The sequence below is a fragment of the Acinetobacter sp. DL27 genome (assembly GCF_055810995.1).
In genome coordinates, this window is sequence record NZ_CM147947.1 from 2,211,185 (window position 1) to 2,236,279 (window position 25,095).

Sequence of the window (25,095 nt, forward strand, 5' to 3'; positions counted from 1 at the left end):
CAGTTAAACGCAAAAATTAAAAGCCCTCATATGAGGGCTTTTTTTATTACGACCTTCGTTCTTTATATTTTTCAATTACGTATTCATACATTTCTAACACAGTCATTGTTCAATAAACGTCCTAATCTAATTCAAAGTCTAAAATAATCGTGATACTACACATCACATCAAATTCATTTTATTACACCTTTTTAGTCTACGTTTTACCTTATTTTCCGTGGAATTCTATAAAACGTATGACTGACCTCACGGTGTAAACAACGGGAGGTTTCAATGGGTTTCATTTTCGCCATTCTGTTTTTAATCTGTATCCTCTGGGCTATTTTTTATTTTGAACTCAGTCACTTGCTTGGCGCTGCAATGATTATTTTTGCATCCCTCTTCGCTGCTATTTTTATCAGCCCATGGTCATTACTTCTAGGTCTACCCTTAATTCTTCTCAGCCTGATTGTGGTTATTGATCCATTACGCAAGTCCTTAATCACGCAACCTGCCTATAAAGCGTTAGCCAAAGCCATGCCGAGTATGAGCAGTACCGAACGTGAAGCATTGGATGCAGGCACCAGTTGGTGGGAAAAAGAATTATTTATGGGTGCACCTGACTGGAAAAAATTTGATGGTTATGTCTATCCAACATTGTCTGCTGAAGAGCAATCCTTCTTAGATCATGAAGTTGAACACCTTTGTGGTTTACTGAATGAATGGGAAATTCATCATCACTTAAAAGATCTTCCTGTTGAAGCATGGCAATACATCAAAGAACAAGGCTTTTTAGGTTTAATTATTCCCAAAGAATACGGCGGTCGTGCATTTAGCTCTTTTGCCCAAAGCCGCATCATGAGTAAAATTTCTTCACGTTCACTGACCACTGCAGTCAGTTGTATGGTGCCCAACTCTCTAGGCCCAGGTGAGTTGCTTTTACATTATGGAACTGAGGAACAAAAACAACGCTACCTACCAGGACTAGCCAAAGGTGAAGAAATCCCCTGCTTTGGTTTAACCAGTCCCGAGGCTGGTTCAGATGCGGGTGCAATACCGGACACAGGCGTGGTCTGCTATGGTGTGTTTGAAGGCCAAGAAGTACTCGGTTTACGTATGAATTTTTCAAAACGCTGGATTACACTGGCGCCTATTGCGACTGTGATTGGTCTCGCTTTTAAACTCTATGACCCTGATGGACTATTAGGCGATGCAAGCAAAACTGAATACGGCATCACCTGTGCCTTATTACCTGCCAGTCATGACGGTGTCCAAGTCGGTGCACGACATAATCCTGGTTCACCCTTTATGAATGGCACGGTCGATGGACAAGATGTTTTTATCCCACTCGACTGGATTATTGGTGGGGTGGAAAATGCAGGTAAAGGTTGGCGCATGCTGATGGAATGCTTAGCTGTAGGTCGTGGAATTTCTTTGCCAGCACTCTCTACTGCTTCAGCTGAAATGGCCTATTTAAGCGTCGGTGCTTTTGCCAAAGTTCGCCAACAATTTAAAATTTCTGTAGGACATTTTGAAGGCGTGCAAGAAGCCACCAGTGATATTGCCAGCGGTGCGTATATGTTAGAAGCTTTTCGCTATATGGTGACTTGTGGTTTAAATGAAGGTGGAAAACCTGCTGTTATGACAGCTATGGCCAAATACTATGCCACCGAAACCATGCGTAAAATTGTCAATCATGGGATGGATGTCGTTGGCGGACGGGCAGTACAAATGGGGCCGCGCAATTTTTTAGCATTGAATTATCAAGCCATCCCCATTTCAATTACCGTTGAAGGGGCCAATATTTTAAGCCGTTCTTTGATGATTTTTGGTCAAGGCTCAATACGCTGTCATCCTTATTTATATGAAGAACTTCAACTCCTTCAAGCAGAAGATACAAAGGCAGCTTTAGCGCCTTTCGACACGCTACTTTTTAAACATTTGGCTTATACCTTTAACCGAACAGCCCGTTCATTCAGCTATGGCATATTCGGTGGACGTTCAGATGCTTCCGCACAGACAGATGCTTTCTCACGTCCTTTTTACAAAACCATTAACCGTTTCAGTGCAAACTTCGCTTTAACCGCAGACCTATGTTTAGGCTTACTTGCAGGTGATATTAAGCGTAAAGAAATGCTTTCAGGGCGTTTGGCTGACATTCATGCCCATCTATTTATCGCGACCGCTATTTTGAAGTTTTATGAAAAAGGACAACGTAGTGAGGCTGAACAACAACATGCTCAACTGGCTTTAGAAAAAGCATTTGTCCAAATTCAGGGTGCATTCGATGGACTATTCGCAAACTTTCCTATGCGAGCGGCAGCTTGTGTAGTCAAGTTCATCTGTTTCCCTTTTGGTCGTGTTGCCCAGCAACCAAGTGATCAGCTAAAAACGCAATTAGGACTTTCGATCATGGAAAATAATCCTTTCCGTGAACAACTGAAACAGCATGTTTTTTACAATACCGATCCTAATGACGTCTTTGGGCGTATGGAAAATGCATTCCAAGCCGCATTAAAGATTGATCCGCTGTGGACGAAGTTTAAAAAAGCGGAGTCTAAAGGACAATTTGAAGGCTTAGATTTTGAATCGCATATTCAACATGCACTTGAAACAGGATTCATCAGCCCTGAGGAAGCGGATCAGTTGCTTAATTACAATGCTCAACGCTTCGATAGTATGCTCACCGATATTTTCGATCATGAGCTTGAACAGACACTAGATTTAAAGAATCCCTAGCATACAAAGACTTCCGAGATTCAACCATAACCCTCTCATCGGTTTTCAAAACTCCTAAAAGATAAAAGTCCGTTCACGGGCTTTTATTTTATCCACACAATATAAACCAAGACAACAAAGCGAAGTTTTAAATCCAATACACGTTTAAACGATAATAGAACTCTTCCACTTCCAAACGAACTTGATATCCCAGTTGGGTAAGTTCTGCTGAAAAATGACGAATATCTTCTAGGGGTAAATGTTTTGGCAGAACTGTAAATACCGCAGTATTTCCCTGTTTCGCACTCTCCTCAATTAGTGAGGCTAAACGTAATTTGTAGATCTCAATATCTAAATACGCTTGGTTTGACATAATTTTTGCCTGTTCGGCATTAATAAAAGCAGCCATCTTTTCCTCCAAGTTAGCACCAGTTTTAACTATGAAACTAACGTAGAACACAGCAGCGTGTAATGTGATTTGGTAACACTGTGTAGTTATTCTTAAAAATAAATAAAGATAAGAATCAAGTCGATTTAAAAACTCATCCACTACAATCCAAATTTTTCTATTCACCAAACTCACTTACCGTTACAGAAAAAATAAATAAAGTTACCATCTGTTTTATTTAAATAATAATTGTTATCATTTGCAATATTGTTTACTAATACACCAACTCTCTTCCATGAATAGCACCACTCAAATTGATGCCTTGGTTCATTCGGAAAAAGTCCGTCCGAAGCCTGCCAAAAAGAAGAAAGTCGACACACCTGTTAGCTACCGTCTGATGGTGTTATATCGATTTGCACTTGCCTTGCTTGGAGGGTATCTCCTTGCTGCTCTCTCTGCGTTAACCATTGCTAAAGTCTTTATTGCAAATCCTGTGAATGCGGCCATGAACGCCACCCTCATTGCATTTAGTCTTAACTGTGCTGCCTTTATTTGGGTCTTTATGGTTCAAAAAACCTTAAAAGCAACGCTCGGCATTGCTGTGCCATGTATTGCACTGTATGCCCTACTCAAATTTTTAGGATAGTTTTTCAATGCGTGTTGATCAAAAAGCGGAAGGACCGCGCCAATCCATGTCATGGTTGCATACATGGGCCAGCCTCATTTTAGGGTGGCTGCTGTATGCAATTTTTGTGACTGGAACCCTGAGTTTTTTCCAAAATGAAATTTCTACTTGGATGAAACCCGAAACACATCAATCTATCCCTGCGCAGTCTCAAGTGCAACAGATGCAGATCGCGCTCAACTATTTACAGAAAAACCACCCAGATGCAGGCAGCTGGAATATTCAACTGCCCAACTCACGCCAAACCACAACTGAAGTGACTATTCGTGCCGTTGGCGAAGATCCAAAAGCACGTCGTGGTGGAACACGCATCACCTTAGACAGTGCGACTGGTGAAGTGATTGAACCACGGGATACGCGCGGTGGTGGCTTCCTATATCGTTTCCATTTTGAATTGTACGGTTTACCCCGCCTGTGGACGCGTTGGTTGGTCGGGATTGCCACCATGTTCATGTTGGTCGCAATTGTCAGCGGCATCATTACCCATAAAAAAATCTTTAAAGATTTCTTTACCTTTCGCTCAGGCAAAGGTCAGCGCTCATGGCTAGATGCACACAACGCAACCGCTGTTTTTGCACTGCCTTTTCATCTAATGATTACCTTTAGTGGCTTACTGCTACTCATGTTTATGTTCATGCCTTGGGGGATTAACCAAGCGTATGAAAATCGACAACAGTTTTTACGTGACCAACAGGCCAGCATGATTGAGCAGCCCCAAAAAGCTGAAGATGTGCAGCGCGAAGGTCGAAGTCAACGCGAAGGCGAAAGAGCAGCTCGTGGAGAACGGGGACAGCAACGCGCTGAACATGCTCAAGATCGTGGTGAGGAACGTCCAAAACCCGAACTCCGCCCTGCACCACTGACAGACTTAGCGCCAATTATGGCAGCGGTACAACAACAGTGGAAAGACAATCCAATTGCTTCGATTAACATTATTTCGCCCAATACAGGCCAAGCCAAAATTGAGTTGCGTGCTTTACGTGCTGAAAGTGTCGCGCATCGCAATGTGTATGCAACCCTCAACTATAATGGCGTCACGGGTCAAGATGAAACGGATAAAAATATACGAATCAAAAATCCATCGATTCCAAGTGGCATCTATAACGTGGTCACTGTCTTACACGAAGCGCGTGGCCTCGACTTAGCACTGCGTTGGTTATTATTCTGCTCAGGTATTTTAGGTACGCTCATGGTGGCTACAGGTCTGATCCTTTGGTGTGTAAAACGTGCACCCCAACAGCAGAAACAAGGCTATAAATCGTTTGGTTTCCGACTGGTTGAAGTCCTGAATATTGCAGCCATTATTGGTTTGCCTTTGGCCTGCGCGGCATATTTTTATGCCAACCGTTTCATTCCAGCGGATGTAGAAATGCGCCTAAACTGGGAAATTCGTAGCTTCTTTACCGTATGGTTACTCACGCTAATTTATGCCATTTTCCGTACCCACCGCCAAGCATGGTTAGACTTACTTTTATTGGCAACACTCGCTTTCGCCCTGCTGCCAGTGGTCAACTTGATGACAGGCGGTCAGGCTTTGTGGAACAGCATTGCGCAGGGTCAATGGATGATTGCATCGGTTGATTTAGCCATGTGGGTAATGGCAGTGATTTTCTATTTCGCTTATGACAAAGTTAAAAAACATCAAGGTTTGCCGAACAAAAAAGTGAAAGTACCTGTTCAGGAGGCCGAAGCATGATTTGGTTTCTGATCATTTGGACTTTAGCGACCTTAGGTTTTTTTTCACTTGCCAGCAGTATGTCTAAGCACCAAAAGCAAATCTTTGCTAAAGAACTGACGCTTCAGCAAACACGCTTAGCAACCACCGTGGGTTGGTTACTGTTAATTGTTTCTTTGCTCATTTGCTTAACACAAGGACATTGGAGCACCGAAATCAGTTATTGGGTCGGCGTGATTAGCTTCGCAGCACTGTTTGTTGGCCTTTGCTTGAGTTATTTTGAGCAAAAAATTAAGAATATCGCTGTTTCAGTTTTACTCTTATTTATATTCAGCCTAACTTTGCACCTGATCTGAACCTAAAAGCCAATCTTCGGATTGGCTTTTTCACTTGAAAGCATTAGGCTATCCACAGTTTAAATCTTTGGTTATTTATATGCCTCAATCTCCTAAAATTCCTGCTGAATTAGTCAACCTTGCAACAACGGGTAATAGTGATGCTCAATTTGAACTTGCTGAACTGTATATGCAAAGTGAAAATGAAGATGACATTACGCTTGCAGAAGAATGGGCGCTCAAAGCAGCAGCATTGGGTCATGTGGAAGCCATGTATTGGCTGGGTGAAGGTTATGCTTTTTATGCCAAAGAACTTCGCGAAGAAGATCCGAGCGAAGCTGAAACCTACTTTGGACATGCACATCACTGGTTAAAACAAGCCGCTGAACTGAAACACCCTACTGCAATATTAGAGTTGGCTGGTTTTTACCGTCGTGGCGATGTAGTTGAAAAAGATGTCGCTAAATCGATTGAACTGGTACAACAAGCAGCGGAACTGGGTGAAGCTCAAGCCATGCGTGATTTGGCGTTCATTTATGAAAATGCATTAGGTATCGATGCGGATGAAGAAAAAGCCAAATACTGGCACGACAAAGCAGATGCCGCAGAACAAGAATAAACAAAAGTCCATCCTTTGATGTCATGCCAGTTAGTTAATAAACTGACTGGTATTTTTTAAATTTCATTCGATACGCCATAAGGTCATCCGCAACCTAAACAAGAATAAAAGCAATGCTTTTATTTGCAGCGTAAGACGAAGTAGTCGTCTTTAAAGTGAATTGTTTTTTGCAACAAAAGGCGCTCTACATTCAGAAAGTGAACAGATTTTGTGGATGACAATTGTTTTTGGTTCTTTTGAGGAAACACAAGAACCAAAAACATTAGACTTAAAACTTACGCACAAAAATAATATCTAAATCCTGCTTCGGCACAAAAGTCTTTTCTGTCATTTGAAATTGTGTCGAACTGATCTTTTTCACCTGACCCTTCCAACAAAATGAAACCAACTCATTCGGGTCACGCTCAATGGTCAGTTTAAAACTTTGAATAGGTTTCGCCCAATTTGCACCCGTTTTTAAGATATAGCCCAAAGCTTGATAAGGTGCATATTGTGACTTGGCCTTTTTCAAACCTGCTTTGAAGTTTTGATCCATACAATAGGTCTTTTCATCCTCTTCAGGATATAAAGAGACCGAACCACCGACCAATGGCATGTATTCATGTTGTACATGGGTCAACGCATTGGCCTTAAACTTCTGCTGCCAACTATAAATGATTTGCGATTCCCAATAAATTTCATCGTCCGCCTGATAGGGCTTTAAAAGCTGCTGTACGGTTTTGTCCTGACAACGATACAAACGCTGATTAAGCGTAGAGTCTTGTTGCAATAACCACGGATACATCAAATCTCGATCTGAAAAACCACATTTTTTCAAACCTGCAGTCACATCGACGACGTCACCATTGGAATTGAAGTCACCACCTGTCGTTAAAGCGGGTAAAAATGCACGCACATGCGTTTCTGGCTGAATCTTTTGTGCATTGGCTTGTACTTTAAAGCTTTGAATCAATTGTTCGGTATGCGCAAAATCGCTTTCACGCGAACTGCCCACACGTGGCAAGGGAAATAAAACAGTTTCCGTAATATCTTGAGCGGTAAGATTTTTAAATTGGTAATTCACCCGAATGATGTTTTTACTGATAAACAAATCTTCACTTTGCATACTGATTTTTGGATTTTTCAGATATTGCACACCGCCTGTTGCCACAAAACCCGTGCTGTCATTCGCACTGATCTGCATAGAGATGAACACGCATAGTCCAAGGATTTTTTTCATTTAACATCTTCTTTTCATGTTTATTGTTCTGTTTCCACGCGAGCGCTTGAATGATCAAGCACGATCACTTGTCGGCAGATGCCCTCGACTTGACGTTGCTGTTCAAATACAGATGCAGGCATCGCATCAAAACTGTCAAAGAAACAGATTTCCTGCTCATCTATAGAATAAACCAGTGAGTGGTTTCCGACGCCGTCTAAAGTATCGTAATACACAATGACAAATTTATTTTGTTCAAATGCCTGCAGAATGTGCTGATAATTCATCGCAGACGAAATAGGTAACTTTAACTGTTCAGCTTCGGCATAACTCAATTTTTCTTGTGCTTGAAGCTCTGGGTCTTCATCAGTATAAAATTGAACATCAAAGCCAAACTTCTTTAATCCGACTGCCAAGCCAATAGTTGTCGTTCCGCTTTCTGCATCGTAACCACAGACTTCTATCAACTGTTCAATATCCGCATCGATATATAAATGCTGGAGTAGCATCCATACCGCATAAATACCGCCATTAGCTTCAAGGTTCATTAAGGATTCAGGGATATTCAAAGCCATAACACAATTCAAAAAAGATGATTGTGTTGATAATAAACAAAACATCGTTGGAACTGAATCAATTTCCAAGTACAATACTTCGCTAGTCGAGGGATGCTGCGACTTTTTCACAGGTACATAAATGTGAAATCGCTAGGCTCGACGATCCGGTTCAAATCCCTTTTGAATCAACAACGGCATCCGCGAACTGAATGATCAATTTTTTATATTAGGAGATCGTGATGAACGCGGTTACTGCTTCATTTACAGATTACAAAGTTGCTGATATTTCACTCGCTGATTACGGCCGTAAAGAAATCAAACTTGCTGAAGCAGAAATGCCAGCACTTATGGGCCTACGTAAGCGCTATGCTGCTGCAAAACCTCTTGCTGGCGCAAAAATCCTTGGTTGTATCCACATGACCATTCAAACTGCGGTTCTCATTGAAACCCTAGTTGAATTAGGCGCAGAAGTTCGCTGGACCTCTTGTAACATCTTCTCTACTCAAGACCACGCTGCTGCTGCAATTGCTGCTTCTGGTGTTCCAGTATTTGCTTGGAAAGGCGAAACTGAAGAAGAATATGTATGGTGTTTAGAGCAACAAATCAATGTGAATGGTACGCCTTGGGATGCCAACATGATTTTGGATGATGGCGGTGACTTAACTGCTCTTGTTCATGAAAAATATCCTGCGGTATTGGCTAAAATTCACGGTATTACTGAAGAAACTACCACAGGTGTTCAACGTCTACTTGAAATGTGGAAAGACGGTTCTCTTAAAGTTCCAGCTATCAACGTCAACGATTCAGTAACTAAATCTAAAAACGACAACAAATACGGTTGCCGCCATTCACTAAATGATGCGATTAAACGTGGTACAGATATGCTTTTATCTGGACGTCGTGCACTTGTAATCGGTTACGGTGACGTAGGTAAAGGTTCTGCTCAATCTCTTCGTCAAGAAGGCATGATTGTACGTGTAACTGAGGTTGACCCAATCTGTGCAATGCAAGCATGTATGGACGGTTACGAAGTTGTTGCTCCGTACAAAAACGGCGTTCAAACAGGTAAAAAAGAAGACATCAACCTTGACCTTCTTCAAAACACTGACTTGATCGTAACTACAACGGGTAACTACCACGTATGTGACGCTGCAATGTTAGATACATTAAAAGCTGGTGCAGTGGTGTGTAACATTGGTCACTTTGATACTGAAATCGACACCAACTACTTACGTGGTTACAAGTGGGTTGAAGTGAAGCCACAAGTACACCAAGTGTATCGTTCTGAAAATGACAGCGATTATTTAATCCTACTTTCTGAAGGTCGTCTGGTGAACTTGGGTAATGCAACAGGTCACCCATCACGTGTCATGGATGGTTCTTTTGCCAACCAAGTCTTAGGTCAAATGCACTTATTCGCTGAAAAGTTTGCGGATCTTGCTGAAGATCAAAAACAAGCGTCGATTCGTGTAGAATTACTTCCTAAGAAATTAGATGAAGAAGTTGCGGCAGCAATGGTTGCTGGTTTTGGCGGTGTGTTAACAACTTTGACTCAAGTACAAGCAGATTACTTGGGTGTTCAAGTTGAAGGCCCATTCAAGTCGGATGCTTATAAATACTAAGTTTTATATTTCCCCTCATCCTAGCCTTCTCCCAGTGGGAGAAGGGACTTTTCATTATTAATACAATTTATAGTGAAAGTCCCCTCTCCTGTGAAGCGAGTTTTAAGCACTGCTTTAAAGCTACGCGCAAGAGAGGGCTCGGAAGAGGTCTAAATAAAAAGCATTTATAAAAAGGATTTGAACATGTCGAAACACATTCCTATTTCTTTTGAGTTTTTCCCGACCAAAACGGATGCGGGCGCAGAAAAACTGAAAGTCGTACACCAAGAATTACAGCTGCTAAACCCAGAGTTTTTCTCAATTACCTATGGTGCAGGCGGTTCAACCCGTGAACGCACCTTAGCAGCCATTACTGAATTCAATGGTAAAGGCACACCTGTTGCCCCTCACTTGTCTTGTATTGGTGATGACAAAGCACGTATTGCAGAGTTACTCGACATTTATAAAGATCAAGGCATTGACCGTATTGTGGCGCTGCGTGGTGACTTACCTTCAGGTCAAGTTGGCCTAGGCGAATTACCTTATGCCACGGATTTGGTTCGCTTTATTCGTGAACATTCGGGCGATCATTTCAAAATTGAAGTTGCCGCTTATCCTGAAATGCACCCACAAGCTGAAAGCTTTGATTTAGATATTCAACGTTTTTGTGACAAAGCCAATGCAGGTGCGAATGCCGCACTGACTCAGTTCTTCTTTAATCCAGATGCCTACTTTTACTTTGTCGATCGCATTCAAAAAGAAGGCGTGAACATTCCTGTAGCACCAGGCATTATGCCAATTACCAATGCCAGCAGCTTGATTCGCTTTGCAGATGGTACGGGCGCTGAGATTCCACGTTGGATTCGTAAGCAACTGGCAACCTATGGTGATGACAGTGCCAGCATCAAAGCATTTGGTCATGAAGTGATTGTGAAACTTTGCGAGCGCCTAATTGCAGGTGGTGCACCGAGTTTGCACTTCTACACCATGAACACGACTGACCCTACCCGTCAGCTTGTACTAGACCTCGGTTTAGCATAAGTATTTAAACTAGATTCACCCTATTTGAGAGTAAAACCGAATGCCTCGTTTTTTTATGGAAGCAGAACTCAATGTTGATCACACTGTCGAACTGACTGAAACTGTGTTTCACCACTGGGTAAAAGTTTTGCGTGCTCAAGTCGGTGAAACGGCTACCTTGTTTAATGGACAAGGCGGCGAATATGAAGTGACCTTAAGTGACGTTGCTAAAAAGTCAGCATCAGTTCAGGTCACTGCTTTTAACCCAACCAGTCGTACACCTGCGTTTAAAACTTTACTCGGTCAAGTCATGAGTAAAGGTGATCGTATGGACTATGTCATTCAAAAGGCAGTTGAATTAGGCGTTTCCGAAATTCAACTATTAACGTCTGAACGTTGTGAAATGCGTTTGAAATATGACCGCGACCAAAAGAAGATTGATCATTGGCAAGGCATTGCTATCGCGGCATGCGAACAATGTGGCATGAACATTGTTCCCACTATCCATGCTCCAGTCAGCTTAGACAAATGGCTCGTATCCGAATTACCTGCGACGCGACTTGTACTTGCCCCAAATAAAGAAAAACTCGATGTATTGGCGAATGCAACACCAAACATTGCACTCCTCATTGGGCCTGAAGGTGGTTTAAGTGAGGCTGAAATTATAACAGCCAATGAGCATGGTTTTATCAGCTGGTGTATTGGTGAGCGTGTATTACGAACTGAGACTGCGCCAGTCGTCGCTTTGTCGATCCTCAACTACAATTTAGTGATTTAAATCACATAAACAGCCGAGTCACCCTTTTGTTCTGTTAATATATTGATTATTATGTACAACAATATTACCCTTGACTTATATCAAAATATAAATTGATTGTGTTTTACACAATATATTTAAATTTGAAAAAAGACACAACACAACGCCATTGGGTCATAAAAAAAATAAGGTTTCGCGATTCATGCCAGATATTTCTACAGAAAATCTTGATCGGCACTTGCAGACTGCGCAAATATCGCATTCCATTAGCCATCTTCGTTTCCTCATCAGTAGCTTACTGATTCTTAATTTTTATATTTTCTGTGCATATCACTATAATTTTTCTCAAGATTCTTTTTATTTTAACCTGTGGTTTTTTATTTCCGAGTTTATTCTCAGCATTTTTTGGCTCGTGAACACCGTGTATTTCAACCCGAAAAATCACTCTGCCAAACATGCGCACCGCTGGATTCAAGGCATCTGTTTGAGTATTGGTCTTTTGGTTGCAGCAGGCGTCGTCTGTATCTATTACTATTTACCCAGCCTCTCTGGCAATTTTAACTATACAAATGCCCTACTCTTATCTGCACTTTTAGTGATTGTCACACAGACCGTTTGCCTCACCTATTTAACGCAACGTATCAGTTATTTTTGTTTGGTTTTTATTCCGTCTATCACCCCTTATGTCCTCTCGCAATTTATCAACTTCGATGCCAATCACACTCTTTTTCACCTTGCTGTGAACTTTATTCTGATTGTGATTTTGCTCTGTGCCAATGCCACTAACCGTATTAATCAGCACTTATCCCGTCTCTCAATTAAAAATAGAGAGCTAAAAAAAGAAGCTGAAAAACAAGTCGCTTGGACCGATGATTTATGCAAACAGCTACAAAACGAAGTGAATAAATCCAAAGAAATTGAACAACAGTTACAACTGAATAATCAATTGCTTGAGCAAAAAGTACGTGAACGAACCTTTGACGTTAATCAAATTAATAAAGACTTAAAAAATAAGCAAGAAAACCTATCGCTTGCCCATGAAATTTCAGGTATTCGTCCTTGGGATTGGAATATTAAAGATCGGCTCATTTCCCTGACCAATCACAAACAAGAAAAAGTACTTAAAAATTCCACAGAGCATCAACTTCAGCTTCAGTACCTAATTCATCCAAATGATATTGCCCCGTTTAAATCTGCAATGAAAAGTCATTTACGGGGTCATTCAGACCGCTATGAAGCCACTTACCGTGTGCAACACAATAACGGGAAATGGTACTGGGTACATGACACTGGGCGTGTCATTGCTCGCGATCCAATCAATCAAAAACCCTTACAAATGGTCGGTATCCGACGCGATATTCAACATGAAAAAAGTAACCAAGAACGTCTTCGACTAGCAGCGAGCGTCCTTGAACAAGCTGAACAAGGGATTTTCATCTTAGATGAAGACCTGCGTTATATCGACGTAAATCCCTTCTTTGAACGTTTGGCTGGCTTTGAAGCTGCACAAATCAATGGCAAACATTTGTTTGATATTGTTGCGAACTATAAGTCGCTTCAACGCACCACACATAACCAAATCATTGGCCAACTCCTTAAAAAAGGCGAATACGACGGTGAACTGAATGAAAAGTTTCTGTCGGGCAAAGAGTTGTGTATTTGGATGCATCTGAATGCCGTTACCGATGAGCAAGATCGTGTCACGCATTATATTGGTATCGTGTCCGATTTAACCGAACGTAAACTACAAGAACAGCGTCTTTCTTATTTAGAAAACTACGATACGCTGACTGATTTACCCAACCGTTTTTACTATAACTATCAGCTTCATCAATATTTGGTTTCTCAACAAGATAGCATTAAACAACTGGCGATTATTCGGCTCAATATTGACCGTTTCCGTCCATTGAATGAATTCTTAAGCAATAATGGAGGCGATGAGCTGCTGCGCCAAGTTGCCCAGCGCCTTCGTTTGACCAATGCTGAAGCCCTGATGGTGGCTCACTTGAATGGTGATGATTTTGCAATTGTATATGAGGTCTCTCATATTCGACCCTCAGTTCAGGAACATATCGATCGCATTAATAAAGCCTTTAGTCTGCCTTTTGATATTTTTGGTCAAGAACATATTATTACGCTTTCAATGGGGATTTCGCAGTACCCTGAACATGGTCGTCAACTGGACTACTTAAACAACTGTGCTGAACAAGCGCTGAGTGAAGCAAAACGTTTAGGTGGAAATGCCACAAAGTTCTACAGCCTGAGCAATACCGTTGCATTGGAAGAAGGGATTTATTTAGAGCGCGATTTAAGACTGGCGATACAAAACAATGAGTTAGTGGTTTATTACCAGCCCAAAATCAACTTTCACAATCAGAAAATTTATGGTTTTGAGGCACTGGTACGCTGGAATCATCCAACCAAGGGCATCGTACCGCCAGGTCTGTTTATTCCTATGGCAGAAAAAACCAGCTTGATTTCAGACATCGGTCGCATTGTGATTTTACAAACCGCGAAGCAAATCAAAGAATGGAATAAATTGGGTTTTGATAATATCTGTGTCTCGGTCAATGTGGTTGCCCAACAACTACAACGCGGACAGCTTTTAAAGGACCTAGATGAAGCCCTTGATCGATACAAAATTAGTGGCAGCAGCCTCGAATTAGAAATTACAGAATCCACTTTGGTTGAAAACTCGGAAACGGTAAAAAATCTCCTTGAAACCATCAAATCACGTGGCATTCATATTTCTTTAGACGACTTTGGCACAGGTTATTCCTCGCTGTCTTACCTCACTGATTTCCCAATCGATACTTTAAAAATTGATCGAAGCTTCATTTCAAAAATTGGGCACTGCAAACAAGAAGCTATTGTGAGTGCCATGATTGCCATGGGGAAAGCCATGGGTATGACCGTGGTGGCGGAAGGAATTGAGACCGAACAACAACTGAGTTACCTGCAAAACTTAGAATGTGATATCGCGCAAGGTTATTTATTTTCAAAACCTCTTCCACAGCTCGATGCTACCCAATACTTAAGAGATCATCTAGATACGCCCTCTTATACATACTTAATATAAATCAGACTGTTTTAGCTCTAAGTTTGCCTTAAAAAGCACCAGCTATCACTGGGATATACCAGCAACTAATGGTATATTCGGTCTTGTCTACTAAAAAACCACCAGCTCCGCTGGCTAACCCACGCTACAAAGAGATTCAGATGGACGATCAATCATTAAAACAGCAAGCTTTGTATTATCACGAATTTCCAACTCCAGGGAAAATCAGCGTTACACCAAGCAAGCAGCTGGTCAACCAACGTGACTTAGCTTTAGCTTATTCACCAGGTGTTGCTGCACCATGTTTAGAGATTGAACGCGACCCGTCTACTGCGGCGCTTTACACAGCGCGTGGTAACTTAGTTGCTGTGGTCAGTAACGGTACAGCCGTACTTGGCCTTGGTAACATTGGTCCTTTAGCGTCTAAACCTGTTATGGAAGGTAAAGGCGTACTGTTTAAAAAATTCGCTGGTGTTGACGTTTTTGACATCGAAATTGCAGAAAATGATCCTGACAAAATCGTGGACATTGTTGCTGCATTAGAACCGACTTTTGGTGGTATCAACCTTGAAGACATCAAGGCACCAGAGTGTTTCTATATCGAGCAAAAACTACGTGAACGCATGAACATTCCTGTGTTCCACGACGACCAACATGGTACTTCTATTATTGTCGGTTCTGCTTTGCTAAACGCTTTGCAGTTAAATGGCAAAAAAATTGAGGAAATCAAGATTGTTGCTTCAGGCGCAGGTGCTGCAGCATTATCTTGTTTAGATCTTCTTTGTGCAATTGGTGCGAAGAAAGAAAATATCGTTGTGGCTGACTCTCGCGGTCTGCTCACCACGAAACGTGAAGGCTTAGATGAGTCTAAAAAACGTTATGTACAAGATATCGAAGGCACTCAACTGGCTGACGTGATTGCAGGCGCAGACATGTTCCTTGGTTTATCTGCTGCGGGTATCTTAACCAAAGAAATGGTTAAGGTCATGGCGAAAGATCCGATTATCTTTGCACTTGCAAACCCAGATCCTGAAATTCTTCCTGAACATGCACATGAAGTTCGTGATGACGTGATCATGGCGACAGGTCGTTCAGACTATCCAAACCAAGTGAACAACGCACTTTGCTTCCCTTACATTTTCCGTGGTGCTCTTGATGTAGGCGCAACAACGATCAATGAAGAGATGAAAATCGCATGTGTCTATGCAATTGCGCGTATGGCACACATTGAAGCAGATGCAGCATCTTATGGTGAAAAATCAGCATCTTTTGGTCGTGACTACCTTATTCCACGTCCACTCGATCAACGTCTGATTTTAGAAATTGCACCTGCTGTCGCACAAGCAGCAATGGACTCTGGTGTAGCTGATCGACCAATTCAAGACTTCTCTGCTTATCGTCAGCGTCTGTCTGAGTTTGTCTACAACTCTGCATTTATGATGAAGCCTATTTTTGCTCAAGCAAAATCCGACCCAAAACGTATTGCCTATGCTGAAGGTGAAGACCTACGCGTACTTCGTGCAGTACAAATTGCGGTCGATGAAGATCTTGCAAAACCAATTTTAGTCGGTCGAACTGCGGTTATTGAAGCGAACATTAAAAAGTTAGGCTTACGTCTTGAACATGGTGTGAATATCACGATTGTCGATCAAGAAAAAAATCCTGACTACGAACTGTTTGCAGATGACTACTACACGCTCATGCAACGTAAAGGTGTAACACCTGAATATGCGCAACGTGAAGCACGTCGTCGTTCGACCTTGATCGCGTCGATGTTAGTGAAACATGGTAAAGCAGACGGGATGCTATGTGGTACGTATTCAAGCTACGACATTCACTTAGACTTCGTTAAAAACATCATTGGTAAAAAAGAAGGTCACAACTCTTTCTTTACATTGAATGCTTTAATGCTTGAAGACCGCAACCTGTTCATTGCTGACACTTACATCAACCGTAATCCAACGGCTGAACAACTGGCTGAAATGACTATTTTAGCCGCTGAAGAAGTGCGTCGTTTTGGTATGACACCACGTGTTGCGCTACTATCTCACTCAAGCTTCGGTTCAGACCAGACCGACCCAAGCGCACAAAAAATGCGTAAAGTGTTTGAGATTTTGTCGCAAATCGCGCCAGAACTTGAAGTTGAAGGTGAAATGCATGCGGATGCAGCATTGGATGAAAACATTCGTAGCTTTGCATACTCAAACTCACGCTTCAAAGGTTCTGCGAACCTATTGATCATGCCGAACTTGGATGCAGCCAACATTTCATTTAACCTGTTGAAATCAACGTCAGGTAATAATGTCACCATTGGCCCTATCCTACTGGGTGCAGCAAAGCCAGTTCATATTTTGACACCGACAACAACAACACGTCGTTTAGTGAATATGACTGCACTAACTGTAGCTGAAATTCAAGAAGCGGAGAAAAACGGCGAATAATTGTTTGTCGTTATACTCGCATCTTGTGACTTGAGAAAACCTCTATTCTGTAGCATGATGGCTGCAAGAATAGAGGTTTTTTCATGCAAGTTTATTTAGTAGGCGGTGCGGTCCGAGATCAGCTTCTGGGGCACCCCTATCACGAAAAAGATTATGTAGTTGTCGGTGCAACGCCTGAACAACTGCTTGCCCAAGGTTTCCAACCTGTAGGTAAAGATTTTCCTGTTTTTTTACATCCTGAAACCAAAGATGAGTATGCACTTGCCCGTACCGAACTTAAGTCAGGGCATGGTTATCATGGCTTTGAGTTTTATACCGACAGTACTGTTACCTTAGAACAAGATTTAATTCGGCGTGACCTCACCATCAATGCCATCGCTATGGATGATGAAGGCACTCTGTATGACCCCTATGGCGGCCAACGCGATTTAGAGCTCCGTGTTTTAAGGCATGTTTCTGATGCTTTCGTAGAAGACCCACTACGTGTCCTCCGTGTTGCACGATTTGCTGCACGTTATAAAACACTTGGATTTACAGTGGCCGAAGAAACGTTGGCACTAATGCAGCAACTCGCAGACTCAGGTGAACTGGAGGCACTAACTCCTGAACGTGTTTGGAAAGAAACCTCTCGTGCTCTGATGGAAGATCATGCCGATGAATACTTTGAAGTGCTACGTCGCTGTGGTGCTTTAAAAGTACTTTTTCCTGAAATCGAGGCACTCTACGGTATTCCACAGCGCCCTGAGTATCACCCTGAAATTGACTGTGGTATTCATACCATGATGTCATTACAACAAGCCTGTCGTGCCAACTACGCACTGGATGTTCGTTTTGCTGTTTTGGTGCATGACTTAGGCAAAGCTTTAACACCTGTAGACGAGCTACCACGTCATATTATGCATGAAGAACGTGGGGTCAAACCTGTGACTGAGATGTGCGAGCGTCTAAAAGTCCCAACGCAGATGAAACAGCTCGCAATTACCGTTTGTAAAGAGCACCTCAAATGTCATCAAGCCCTGACCTTAAAACCAGGCACTTTATGGCGCTTACTTCAACGCCTAGATGTACTACGTCGTCCAGAACGGGTCGAAGCCTTTGTACAGGCCTGTGAATGCGACTCACGTGGTCGTTTAGGGCTTGAAGATCGTGAATACCCACAATCTTCATATATTTTAAAGGTGATGGATGTGGTGCGAAATATCAAAGCACAAGACCTACCTGCGGATATCAAAGGCCCGGATATCGGTGAAATGCTGATAGAACGTCGAATACACGCAATTGGAGAGCTGAAGGCTCAGTACAGTTAAAACTTGATCGACTCAAATAAAGCGCCACAATCGGCGCTTTATTTAATTTCACTTAAGAAATGGATGCGGGAAAGGTAATTACTTTTTCCAACTGCATCTGTTCAGTGGCAATCATTAACAAACGATCCACACCTAACGCAATACCTGCACATGCGGTCATTTGAGGCAAAGCAGCCAATAAAAACTCATCGATTGGCATCACATGTAAGTCTAACTTTTCACGTTCAGTATTATCCGCTTCAAAACGTGAACGCAACACCTCCGCGTCGATCAACTCATCATAAGCATTGGCGAGTTCCAAACCTTCAATATACAGCTCAAAACGTGCTGCAACTAATTCACCGTCTTCATCCGTTTTAGTTTTGGCAAGCGAGGCCAGCTCTGGTGGAAAATCAGTCAGAAATACGGGCATATCAAAACCTAGACTTGGCTCTACAAAATGCGAAAACAGCAAATCGATATAGCCAAGCCGGTCATCACTCAAGTCCAAATTTAAACCCACGCGATTACAGCAGTCTTTTAATTCTTTCAAACTGGCTTGCAGTGGATTCAAATCCAAGCGATCCATAAACGCATGCTTATAGCTCAAAATGGTAGGGCGAACCTCACCAAAACGCTGCTTTAATGTGACATTCAATAAGTCTGTCACTTCAAACATCAAATCCTTCAAGCTGAAATTCGGTCTATACCATTCCAGCATGGTAAATTCACTATTATGTTTACGACCATGTTCATCATCACGGAAAACTTTACAGATTTGATAAATTGGCCCACTACCACTGGCCAATAAGCGCTTCATGGCAAACTCAGGTGAAGTCTGCAAATAATGCGTTTGTTGCTTGCCTTGTAGATGACGCTGCGCTTGAACTGAAGCCAAATGCACATCGGTCACACCAGCTTGAGATAAAATCGGGGTTTCAACCTCAAGCACTTCACGTTCAGCAAAAAACTGGCGAATTTGGCTATACATTTGCGCGCGAGCACGCATGGCTTTTAAGTCACAGGTTGGCTGATAATGGATCACGTTCTGACTCATGCCTTTGGTCCTCCGTGTGCAGCCCATTCACGGCGTAATGGATAAGTTTTTCTTAAATGATCAAAGGCTTTTTGGTCAATCATTCCCTCTTTTAAGCAAGAACGTAAGGCTTGGTCATCCCGTGCAATTGGATAGATTTCATTTAAATGCTGTTGAAGTGCAGATTCCAAATCTTGCCCTTCAAAATATTGCGCGCACAAAGGCAACTGCGACTCGAAACTTTTATGTGCTTCAAACTGAAAGGTTTTACAAAAGGCTTCATAGATCATTTGTGTACCACGTGCTTTGCCTTCTAAGCTATAACCTGCGATATGTGGCGTCACTAGACTCACAGCTTTCAACACTTGTTCAGAAATCACGGGCTCATGCTCAAAGACATCTAGTACCACTTTACGCTGTGTTTTTTCGATGTCGGCCAATAAAGCCTGCTCATCAATCACAGGCCCACGTGCAGAATTAATTAATATTGCTGTCGCTTTCATCGTAGCCAACGCTTCGGCGTTGAACAAATGATAAGTTGGATGTGATCCTGTTTTGGTTAAAGGCACATGCAATGAAATCGCATCGGCAGTGCTTAATAACGTATTTAAATCGACCTGCTGAATCGTATCTTGCTGTACAAAAGGATCATGACCGATCACATTCCAGCCCAATAGTTTGGCCATATAAGCTAAGCGAGAACCGACATTTCCTAGGCCAATAATGCCCAAAGTAAAACTTTCTTCAGCATTCATCAATGCTGGCTTGAGATGGAGCAAAGCCGTAATCACATATTCAGCCACCGCCTGCGCATTACAACCTGCGGCATTCGCCCATTGAATATTCTGTTTCTCAATGGCTTCAATATCTAAATGGTCTGTACCAATGGTTGCACTCCCTACATATTGAAGTGTGGTGTTATTGATTAATGCTGGATTGACTTGTGTTACGGAACGCACCAACAGTGCTTTGGCATCTACAACATCGGCATGCGTTAAAGTCCGCCCTGCTTTGTGCTCAACTTCACCAAATTCGGCAAAAAAATAATCGGTAAATGCGAGATTTTCATCTGCCACGATTTTCATAATGTTTTCCAACGCTTTTGTTCGCTCTATGATAACTGTTGCACAAGCGCAACACTATGTTGCTCTGCAATACATCTGAATAAACAGTCACAATGTTTCATCTGAATGGTGAAAATCGAATCCTTGAAAGGCTGGTTTCATCTAGTTTGACTACATTCAAAAGGCTGAAAAATATGCAGTGAACTCAGTACGTCTTATGACAATACAAAGCATTAGACAGATAATTCAGTACTGCTAAAAAAAGCCTTCTCCCAACATTTCAGAGAGAAGGCAAAACCTCAAGCAAGTAATAAGCGAGATGAATTATTTAGATTTATAAGAGAGTTTCATCCCCACGATATAGCCTGTGTTGTCCTTAAAATCACCCTTGATCGTACCATCAGGTGTTGAACCTTTTGCATCACCAAACCACATGTAACGGCCGCCTAGGCTAAAAGCAATTTTCTGATTAATATTATATTTCGCTGCCAAGCCCATACCCCAATATCCGTTCACAGGTCCTAACGTTGGAGCTGGGTCACCTGCACCTGAGTCCCACAAACCAGATACAGAAATCGCCAAGTTTGGTGCTAAACGTTTACCGATACCCAATTCAACTGCCGTTTGATCATCGGAATAATTAACCAAAGGTAAGCCTTTGCTTAACTGCTTTGCTTGTGCTGTTGCTGCTTCAAGTACTGGCGGATAGTAAGCAAAGTCTCCCCATGGTACATAACGAACTTTTGCATAAACTGCTGTGGTCGCATTCAGGCCCGTTTGCAGGTTTAAGTTGATAGACTCTGGGGTCGTGATCGTGCCTGAGTTCTGGTGCGAATAATCGATCCCCAACAAATCTGCTAAAGGGACGTCTTCTTGAATGGTGGTTTTATGATCAATTTCAGAGCGATAGGTTAATGAGGCCAAAATCCCCTTTTCAGGTTTGGCATAGCTCACACCTGCAACCCAACCGACTGCTATATCATCAAAAATGTTGTTATAACCACTATTTGGTCCGTAAGTTAAACCACGCAAATGCACGTCTGCTTGGAGTTGCTGAAGTGCTGGGCCAGCATAAATCATGACATTTTTATTCAGGTTATAACCGAATAAGGTCGTGACATTTTTCGACTTGACCTCAACACGCGTCTGAGCATCTTCCGCTGGACTGTTTGTTGCAATGAAGTTATTCTCGCCCTCAAACTTTACTTTTGCACCAAAAGGCTCGTCATAAATCACCGCCAGACGTAACTTCGGGTTTATATCCGTTTTTACCGCATAATTGAGCGTTTGGAAGTCCTCAGCCATATCAGAAATTTTATTTCCACTGATATCTGTCCCAGTCACATCGGGTGAAATATGGCTGTAACCGACTTCTGCATAGGTGCCAGATTCAAATAAAGCATCAATTTGTTGTGGCGAACGCTCAAGACCCGCAGCATAGGTTTGGCCTGCGCATACGGACAGTATCGCCCCAATGAGATACTTCTGATTCAATTTCATTTCTATTCCTTTAGTTACGTTTTAAAACAGCAAGTACCGACCATTCCTATGAAAAGCACTCACCATATCTGATTAAATCTTGGATGACTTAATCCTTTTTGTTGGCCTCAAACATGTATTAAGGCGTATAAAACCCGATGACTCTTATGGCGTATTTGGGAGCGATAAATAACGTATGCTTGGATATACACATTTCAATGCGGATTGGATTTGAAAATTGATAACGGCGGTTCTGTTCTTCTGATTCATCATAGCTCTTCATCCTGTTAAGCTTTGTTCTCTTGTAATCCGCTACAAGACTTCTCTATCTCTGTTATTTTCGAATTTTCTATCTCGTTACTATCATTCGATTTCACATCGATCTTTTTTAAATATGCTTTGGATTTTAAAGAAACCCTCAATCATCCTTAATCGAGGGTTTCTTTAAAACATGACTTACGATTTTCACTCTGAGACGGAGCATTAAATCTGCTTGAGAAGATTAACAGTCTTAAAGCGCAGAGCAACCATGCGAAAGAATGGTTCTAGAATGGTTTAGCAGAATAAATCATCAAATAGAAAGGTTTTGGGTACAGCCACAGTCTGTAGCAACACCCTATTACAGAATGCGTTCAAATCTATTGTTTAAATTTCGACCATATCAAAGTCAGCTTTAGATACCCCGCAGTCAGGACAGGTCCAGTTTTCAGAAACATCTTGCCATGATGTACCCGCCGCAATTCCTTCCTGTGGCCATCCGAGCTGCTCATCATAAACCCATCCACAAACTAAACATTGATAGCGCTTCATGTTGCATCCTCATCTATAAGGGATGACTGAGAGAACAATCCCGCAAACTTCTGATGAATTTTCTGCTTGGCTTTGGGGTAAATATTCATTTTGCTGAAATCGCCTGCATAATGCTCCACCACCCGTTGATCCATCAATTTAAACCACCACTTCGGAATCAGTGCCGGTAAAATCATGGCCCCATAACCTGCTGGAAGCTGGGGTACGTCTTCATAGTTTCTCAGGGTTTGGAAACTTCGCGTTGGATAAGCGTGATGGTCAGAGTGGCGCTGCAACTGATATAAGAACAGATTCGTCACCAAGTTGTTATTGTTCCAACTATGTTCTGGCTGGGTGCGTGCATATTGGCCATTTTCAAGCTGATCCCGCTTTAAGCCGTAATGCTCAATATAATTTACGACCTCAAATAACGTAATGCCGTACAAGGCTTGAGTGGCTTGGGTAACCGCAATATTTTTCCCAAAACATTTCAGCATCGCCGCATGATAAAGCCCTGACATCACCCAACCTTGCAACAACTCATTCTTGAGTGACCAGAAACCGAGACCTTGGCGCTCTAAACGTCGAGTTTCAATTTCAACTGCCGACTTAAAACTACCCACAACCGTTCTCGGCCAAAACTGCCAAAAAGACTCGCCCATTTGCGAAGACGCAGGGTCCTCAGGTGTGGCCACACGGCGATGGTGCCCATAAGGATGCTCAATCCGAAAATGATTATAAGCCGTCGGTGCCAATGCCAAATGCGACAACATTTGTTCTAATTTATTCAGTTTATGACTCAGCTCATGCGCAGTATTAATCGCGACACCATTCAATACGCCCAATAGTGTGCCAATAAGCACACGATCATGTGTTGGGGTGCTATCACGACTAGCGAGGTATAAAGCATAAAAATTGGCACTGTATTGTAGTGGAATAAACAACTTCACAATACGAGCATAGTAGGGATCAGCCTCTAAGGCTGCAATTGCGGTATCAGGTGGGTTTTCGCTGTCCTCACCAATCAATTTGTCTAACGCTGGCATGACCACGTGCATAAAAATCGGGCCTGTCGAGGCAAACACCGAACGCAGTTTTTTGGGGCCAAACTGATAGCTTGCCAAAGCACCCATAGCAATACACGGATAAGCCAAACCAAATAACCATAAATGCCGTTTTTTATCCTTAAACTGATGTTCACTGTGCTGCTGCTCAAGCAAGGTCAGTGCATTCATGCGGTACTCCTTTTTATTTTAGATAGAACACTTGCTCATTATTGGTAAAATCAGTTGTTATCATTATTCATTTTAAGACACTATATATTCAAAATAGGACATCACTTTAAAAATATGAATCCTCACATTCCATCTATTCCAGCCCGATATTATTTGCGTTTGCTGCCTTTATTGCTGGAACGTCAGATGGATTTAACTGAGCTTTTTCAGCTGTTAGGGACGGATTTGAGCAGCTATGTACAACAGGAGGATGCCAAGCTTTCTCTGGCACAAATTGAAACCTTGGTCAGCTATTTACTCAAATTTCCAGAAAACCGTGATTTGGCCTTTGAGCTCGGTCGCTCCTTAAAATTGAGTGCCCATCATTTGGTAGGTTATGCCTTACTCAGCTGTGAAAATGTCATGCAAGCCTTAGGCGTCATGTCGCAATATTTCAGCTTAATCATGCCGAACTTTCGACTAAAAGTGACTGAGTTAAGTAACGTCGTGGTTTTGGACATTCACCCGCTGCAAGCCATGAGCACACTCACATTAAATTTTCATTTAGAAGCCATTGCCGTGGGTTTTTGCAGCAGTTTTGCTGAATTGCTCAACCAAAACGTTAAACCCTATGACATTCATTTATCCGTTTTTCAACCGACTTATGTACAAGCTTTACAGCAACTCAAGCCCGCTCAGTTTCACTTTGGTACACTCATTCGTCCTAGCATTAAAATCTTTATTCAAGCGGATAATTTAGACACTAAACTCCCCAAAGCAGATGCATTTTCATTGAACATTTTGGAACAACAGTGCCGCGAACAACTGAAACAAATCAGTTTAGATGGAGAGATTATTGACTGGATCAGTATGATGCTCCGCGAAGCATCTCCCCCGCCAAGTTTTGAAGACTGTGCTCAAATGTTGAACGTCTCAAGTAAAACCCTGCAGCGCTATTTAAAAAAGCAGAATGCCAATTTTAATACCATTCGTAAGCAAGTTATTCTGAGCCGCGCGAAGCATCTGCTGATGCACACCAACAAAAGCATCACCGAAATTAGTTTTGAGCTGGGCTACTCCACGGCAGCGAATTTTTGTAGGACATTTAAAGCTGAATTAGGTATCACACCTCAGATGTATCGGCTGAATTCCACGCCGAAGATAAGCTGACCTTTGTAGTTTCAATAAAAGATACG

General features: G+C 42.2%; 20 protein-coding genes. 12 read left to right on the top strand and 8 right to left on the bottom strand.

Features of this window, described 5'->3' with window-relative positions; genetic code table 11:
* Window positions 1–273 precede the first annotated feature (273 nt).
* Window positions 274–2,718 carry an acyl-CoA dehydrogenase gene (locus AC0KVP_RS10740; RefSeq protein ID WP_473336574.1) on the top strand — a complete coding sequence of 815 codons (2,445 nt, stop codon included), beginning with the start codon at window positions 274–276 and terminating at the stop codon, window positions 2,716–2,718.
* A 127-nt stretch (window positions 2,719–2,845) separates the two neighbouring features.
* Here the strand turns inward: AC0KVP_RS10740 and AC0KVP_RS10745 are convergent, their stop codons facing one another.
* Window positions 2,846–3,106: a hypothetical protein gene (locus AC0KVP_RS10745; RefSeq protein ID WP_058869316.1), complete on the bottom strand. Its 261-nt coding sequence runs from the start codon at window positions 3,104–3,106 to the stop codon at window positions 2,846–2,848.
* Window positions 3,107–3,380: 274 nt separating this feature from the next.
* On the opposite strand from AC0KVP_RS10745, the gene AC0KVP_RS10750 reads away from it, so the two are divergent.
* From AC0KVP_RS10750 to AC0KVP_RS10765, 4 genes are all read left to right on the top strand, one after another.
* Complete coding sequence (locus AC0KVP_RS10750) at window positions 3,381–3,731, top strand: hypothetical protein (RefSeq protein WP_473336577.1); 351 nt, start codon at window positions 3,381–3,383, stop codon at window positions 3,729–3,731.
* Window positions 3,732–3,738: 7 nt separating this feature from the next.
* On the top strand, window positions 3,739–5,466 hold the full coding sequence (locus AC0KVP_RS10755) for a PepSY-associated TM helix domain-containing protein (protein WP_473336579.1): 1,728 nt from the start codon (window positions 3,739–3,741) through the stop codon (window positions 5,464–5,466).
* On the top strand, window positions 5,463–5,801 hold the full coding sequence (locus AC0KVP_RS10760) for a DUF3325 domain-containing protein (RefSeq protein ID WP_473336581.1): 339 nt from the start codon (window positions 5,463–5,465) through the stop codon (window positions 5,799–5,801). Before AC0KVP_RS10755 ends, AC0KVP_RS10760 begins: the two co-directional genes overlap by 4 nt.
* Before the next feature lie 79 nt (window positions 5,802–5,880).
* On the top strand, window positions 5,881–6,399 hold the full coding sequence (locus tag AC0KVP_RS10765) for a tetratricopeptide repeat protein (RefSeq protein ID WP_473336583.1): 519 nt from the start codon (window positions 5,881–5,883) through the stop codon (window positions 6,397–6,399).
* Between the two features lie 268 nt (window positions 6,400–6,667).
* Here AC0KVP_RS10765 and AC0KVP_RS10770 read toward each other — a convergent pair whose 3' ends face one another.
* Window positions 6,668–7,618: a DUF4424 family protein gene (locus AC0KVP_RS10770; RefSeq protein WP_473336584.1), complete on the bottom strand. Its 951-nt coding sequence runs from the start codon at window positions 7,616–7,618 to the stop codon at window positions 6,668–6,670.
* Between the two features lie 20 nt (window positions 7,619–7,638).
* A complete protein-coding gene (locus AC0KVP_RS10775) occupies window positions 7,639–8,172 on the bottom strand; it encodes a cysteine peptidase family C39 domain-containing protein (protein ID WP_473336586.1) in 534 nt (177 codons plus the stop codon).
* Between the two features lie 221 nt (window positions 8,173–8,393).
* On the opposite strand from AC0KVP_RS10775, the gene ahcY reads away from it, so the two are divergent.
* From ahcY to AC0KVP_RS10805, 6 genes are all read left to right on the top strand, one after another.
* Window positions 8,394–9,776, top strand: a complete 1,383-nt coding sequence (gene ahcY / locus AC0KVP_RS10780) for an adenosylhomocysteinase (RefSeq protein ID WP_473336588.1) — start codon at window positions 8,394–8,396, stop codon at window positions 9,774–9,776.
* Between the two features lie 183 nt (window positions 9,777–9,959).
* Window positions 9,960–10,796 (top strand): methylenetetrahydrofolate reductase [NAD(P)H], encoded by an 837-nt coding sequence (gene metF / locus AC0KVP_RS10785; protein ID WP_473336590.1) that lies wholly within the window; start codon window positions 9,960–9,962, stop codon window positions 10,794–10,796.
* A gap of 40 nt (window positions 10,797–10,836) precedes the next feature.
* Window positions 10,837–11,553, top strand: a complete 717-nt coding sequence (locus AC0KVP_RS10790) for a 16S rRNA (uracil(1498)-N(3))-methyltransferase (RefSeq protein WP_473336593.1) — start codon at window positions 10,837–10,839, stop codon at window positions 11,551–11,553.
* A 181-nt stretch (window positions 11,554–11,734) separates the two neighbouring features.
* Window positions 11,735–14,611, top strand: coding sequence for a bifunctional diguanylate cyclase/phosphodiesterase (locus AC0KVP_RS10795; RefSeq protein WP_473336595.1), 2,877 nt, complete (start codon window positions 11,735–11,737; stop codon window positions 14,609–14,611).
* A gap of 140 nt (window positions 14,612–14,751) precedes the next feature.
* Window positions 14,752–17,031: an NADP-dependent malic enzyme gene (locus tag AC0KVP_RS10800; protein ID WP_168159180.1), complete on the top strand. Its 2,280-nt coding sequence runs from the start codon at window positions 14,752–14,754 to the stop codon at window positions 17,029–17,031.
* Between the two features lie 83 nt (window positions 17,032–17,114).
* The gene (locus AC0KVP_RS10805; RefSeq protein WP_473336597.1) at window positions 17,115–18,338 is read left to right on the top strand and encodes a multifunctional CCA addition/repair protein; all 1,224 of its coding nucleotides are present in this window, start codon (window positions 17,115–17,117) and stop codon (window positions 18,336–18,338) included.
* A gap of 52 nt (window positions 18,339–18,390) precedes the next feature.
* On the opposite strand, the gene epmA is transcribed toward AC0KVP_RS10805, so the two are convergent.
* The 5 genes from epmA to AC0KVP_RS10830 form a co-directional block, all read right to left on the bottom strand.
* On the bottom strand, window positions 18,391–19,374 hold the full coding sequence (gene epmA / locus AC0KVP_RS10810) for an EF-P lysine aminoacylase EpmA (RefSeq protein WP_473336600.1): 984 nt from the start codon (window positions 19,372–19,374) through the stop codon (window positions 18,391–18,393).
* A complete protein-coding gene (locus AC0KVP_RS10815) occupies window positions 19,371–20,438 on the bottom strand; it encodes a 4-phosphoerythronate dehydrogenase (protein WP_473336602.1) in 1,068 nt (355 codons plus the stop codon). The genes epmA and AC0KVP_RS10815 overlap by 4 nt, the downstream gene beginning before the upstream one ends.
* A gap of 303 nt (window positions 20,439–20,741) precedes the next feature.
* Complete coding sequence (locus AC0KVP_RS10820) at window positions 20,742–21,917, bottom strand: OmpP1/FadL family transporter (RefSeq protein WP_473336606.1); 1,176 nt, start codon at window positions 21,915–21,917, stop codon at window positions 20,742–20,744.
* 624 nt (window positions 21,918–22,541) lie between these two features.
* On the bottom strand, window positions 22,542–22,706 hold the full coding sequence (locus tag AC0KVP_RS10825) for a rubredoxin (protein WP_473336608.1): 165 nt from the start codon (window positions 22,704–22,706) through the stop codon (window positions 22,542–22,544).
* Window positions 22,703–23,920, bottom strand: a complete 1,218-nt coding sequence (locus AC0KVP_RS10830) for an alkane 1-monooxygenase (protein WP_473336610.1) — start codon at window positions 23,918–23,920, stop codon at window positions 22,703–22,705. Before AC0KVP_RS10830 ends, AC0KVP_RS10825 begins: the two co-directional genes overlap by 4 nt.
* A 114-nt stretch (window positions 23,921–24,034) precedes the next feature.
* On the opposite strand from AC0KVP_RS10830, the gene AC0KVP_RS10835 reads away from it, so the two are divergent.
* A complete protein-coding gene (locus AC0KVP_RS10835; protein WP_473336612.1) occupies window positions 24,035–25,069 on the top strand; it encodes a helix-turn-helix domain-containing protein in 1,035 nt (344 codons plus the stop codon).
* Window positions 25,070–25,095: the final 26 nt, after the last annotated feature.

What these genes read in the sequence shown, in the direction of transcription:
- AC0KVP_RS10740 (WP_473336574.1), top strand. Translation starts at nt 274, where the DNA reads ATGGGTTTCATTTTCGCCATTCTGTTTTTAATCTGTATCCTCTGGGCT.
- AC0KVP_RS10790 (WP_473336593.1), top strand. Translation starts at nt 10,837, where the DNA reads ATGCCTCGTTTTTTTATGGAAGCAGAACTCAATGTTGATCACACTGTC.
- AC0KVP_RS10830 (WP_473336610.1), bottom strand. Translation starts at nt 23,920, where the DNA reads ATGAATGCACTGACCTTGCTTGAGCAGCAGCACAGTGAACATCAGTTT.
- AC0KVP_RS10800 (WP_168159180.1), top strand. Translation starts at nt 14,752, where the DNA reads ATGGACGATCAATCATTAAAACAGCAAGCTTTGTATTATCACGAATTT.
- AC0KVP_RS10770 (WP_473336584.1), bottom strand. Translation starts at nt 7,618, where the DNA reads ATGAAAAAAATCCTTGGACTATGCGTGTTCATCTCTATGCAGATCAGT.
- AC0KVP_RS10815 (WP_473336602.1), bottom strand. Translation starts at nt 20,438, where the DNA reads ATGAAAATCGTGGCAGATGAAAATCTCGCATTTACCGATTATTTTTTT.
- AC0KVP_RS10835 (WP_473336612.1), top strand. Translation starts at nt 24,035, where the DNA reads ATGAATCCTCACATTCCATCTATTCCAGCCCGATATTATTTGCGTTTG.
- AC0KVP_RS10825 (WP_473336608.1), bottom strand. Translation starts at nt 22,706, where the DNA reads ATGAAGCGCTATCAATGTTTAGTTTGTGGATGGGTTTATGATGAGCAG.
- AC0KVP_RS10755 (WP_473336579.1), top strand. Translation starts at nt 3,739, where the DNA reads ATGCGTGTTGATCAAAAAGCGGAAGGACCGCGCCAATCCATGTCATGG.
- AC0KVP_RS10795 (WP_473336595.1), top strand. Translation starts at nt 11,735, where the DNA reads ATGCCAGATATTTCTACAGAAAATCTTGATCGGCACTTGCAGACTGCG.
- AC0KVP_RS10775 (WP_473336586.1), bottom strand. Translation starts at nt 8,172, where the DNA reads ATGGCTTTGAATATCCCTGAATCCTTAATGAACCTTGAAGCTAATGGC.
- metF (WP_473336590.1), top strand. Translation starts at nt 9,960, where the DNA reads ATGTCGAAACACATTCCTATTTCTTTTGAGTTTTTCCCGACCAAAACG.
- ahcY (WP_473336588.1), top strand. Translation starts at nt 8,394, where the DNA reads ATGAACGCGGTTACTGCTTCATTTACAGATTACAAAGTTGCTGATATT.
- AC0KVP_RS10820 (WP_473336606.1), bottom strand. Translation starts at nt 21,917, where the DNA reads ATGAAATTGAATCAGAAGTATCTCATTGGGGCGATACTGTCCGTATGC.
- epmA (WP_473336600.1), bottom strand. Translation starts at nt 19,374, where the DNA reads ATGAGTCAGAACGTGATCCATTATCAGCCAACCTGTGACTTAAAAGCC.
- AC0KVP_RS10805 (WP_473336597.1), top strand. Translation starts at nt 17,115, where the DNA reads ATGCAAGTTTATTTAGTAGGCGGTGCGGTCCGAGATCAGCTTCTGGGG.
- AC0KVP_RS10745 (WP_058869316.1), bottom strand. Translation starts at nt 3,106, where the DNA reads ATGGCTGCTTTTATTAATGCCGAACAGGCAAAAATTATGTCAAACCAA.
- AC0KVP_RS10760 (WP_473336581.1), top strand. Translation starts at nt 5,463, where the DNA reads ATGATTTGGTTTCTGATCATTTGGACTTTAGCGACCTTAGGTTTTTTT.
- AC0KVP_RS10765 (WP_473336583.1), top strand. Translation starts at nt 5,881, where the DNA reads ATGCCTCAATCTCCTAAAATTCCTGCTGAATTAGTCAACCTTGCAACA.
- AC0KVP_RS10750 (WP_473336577.1), top strand. Translation starts at nt 3,381, where the DNA reads ATGAATAGCACCACTCAAATTGATGCCTTGGTTCATTCGGAAAAAGTC.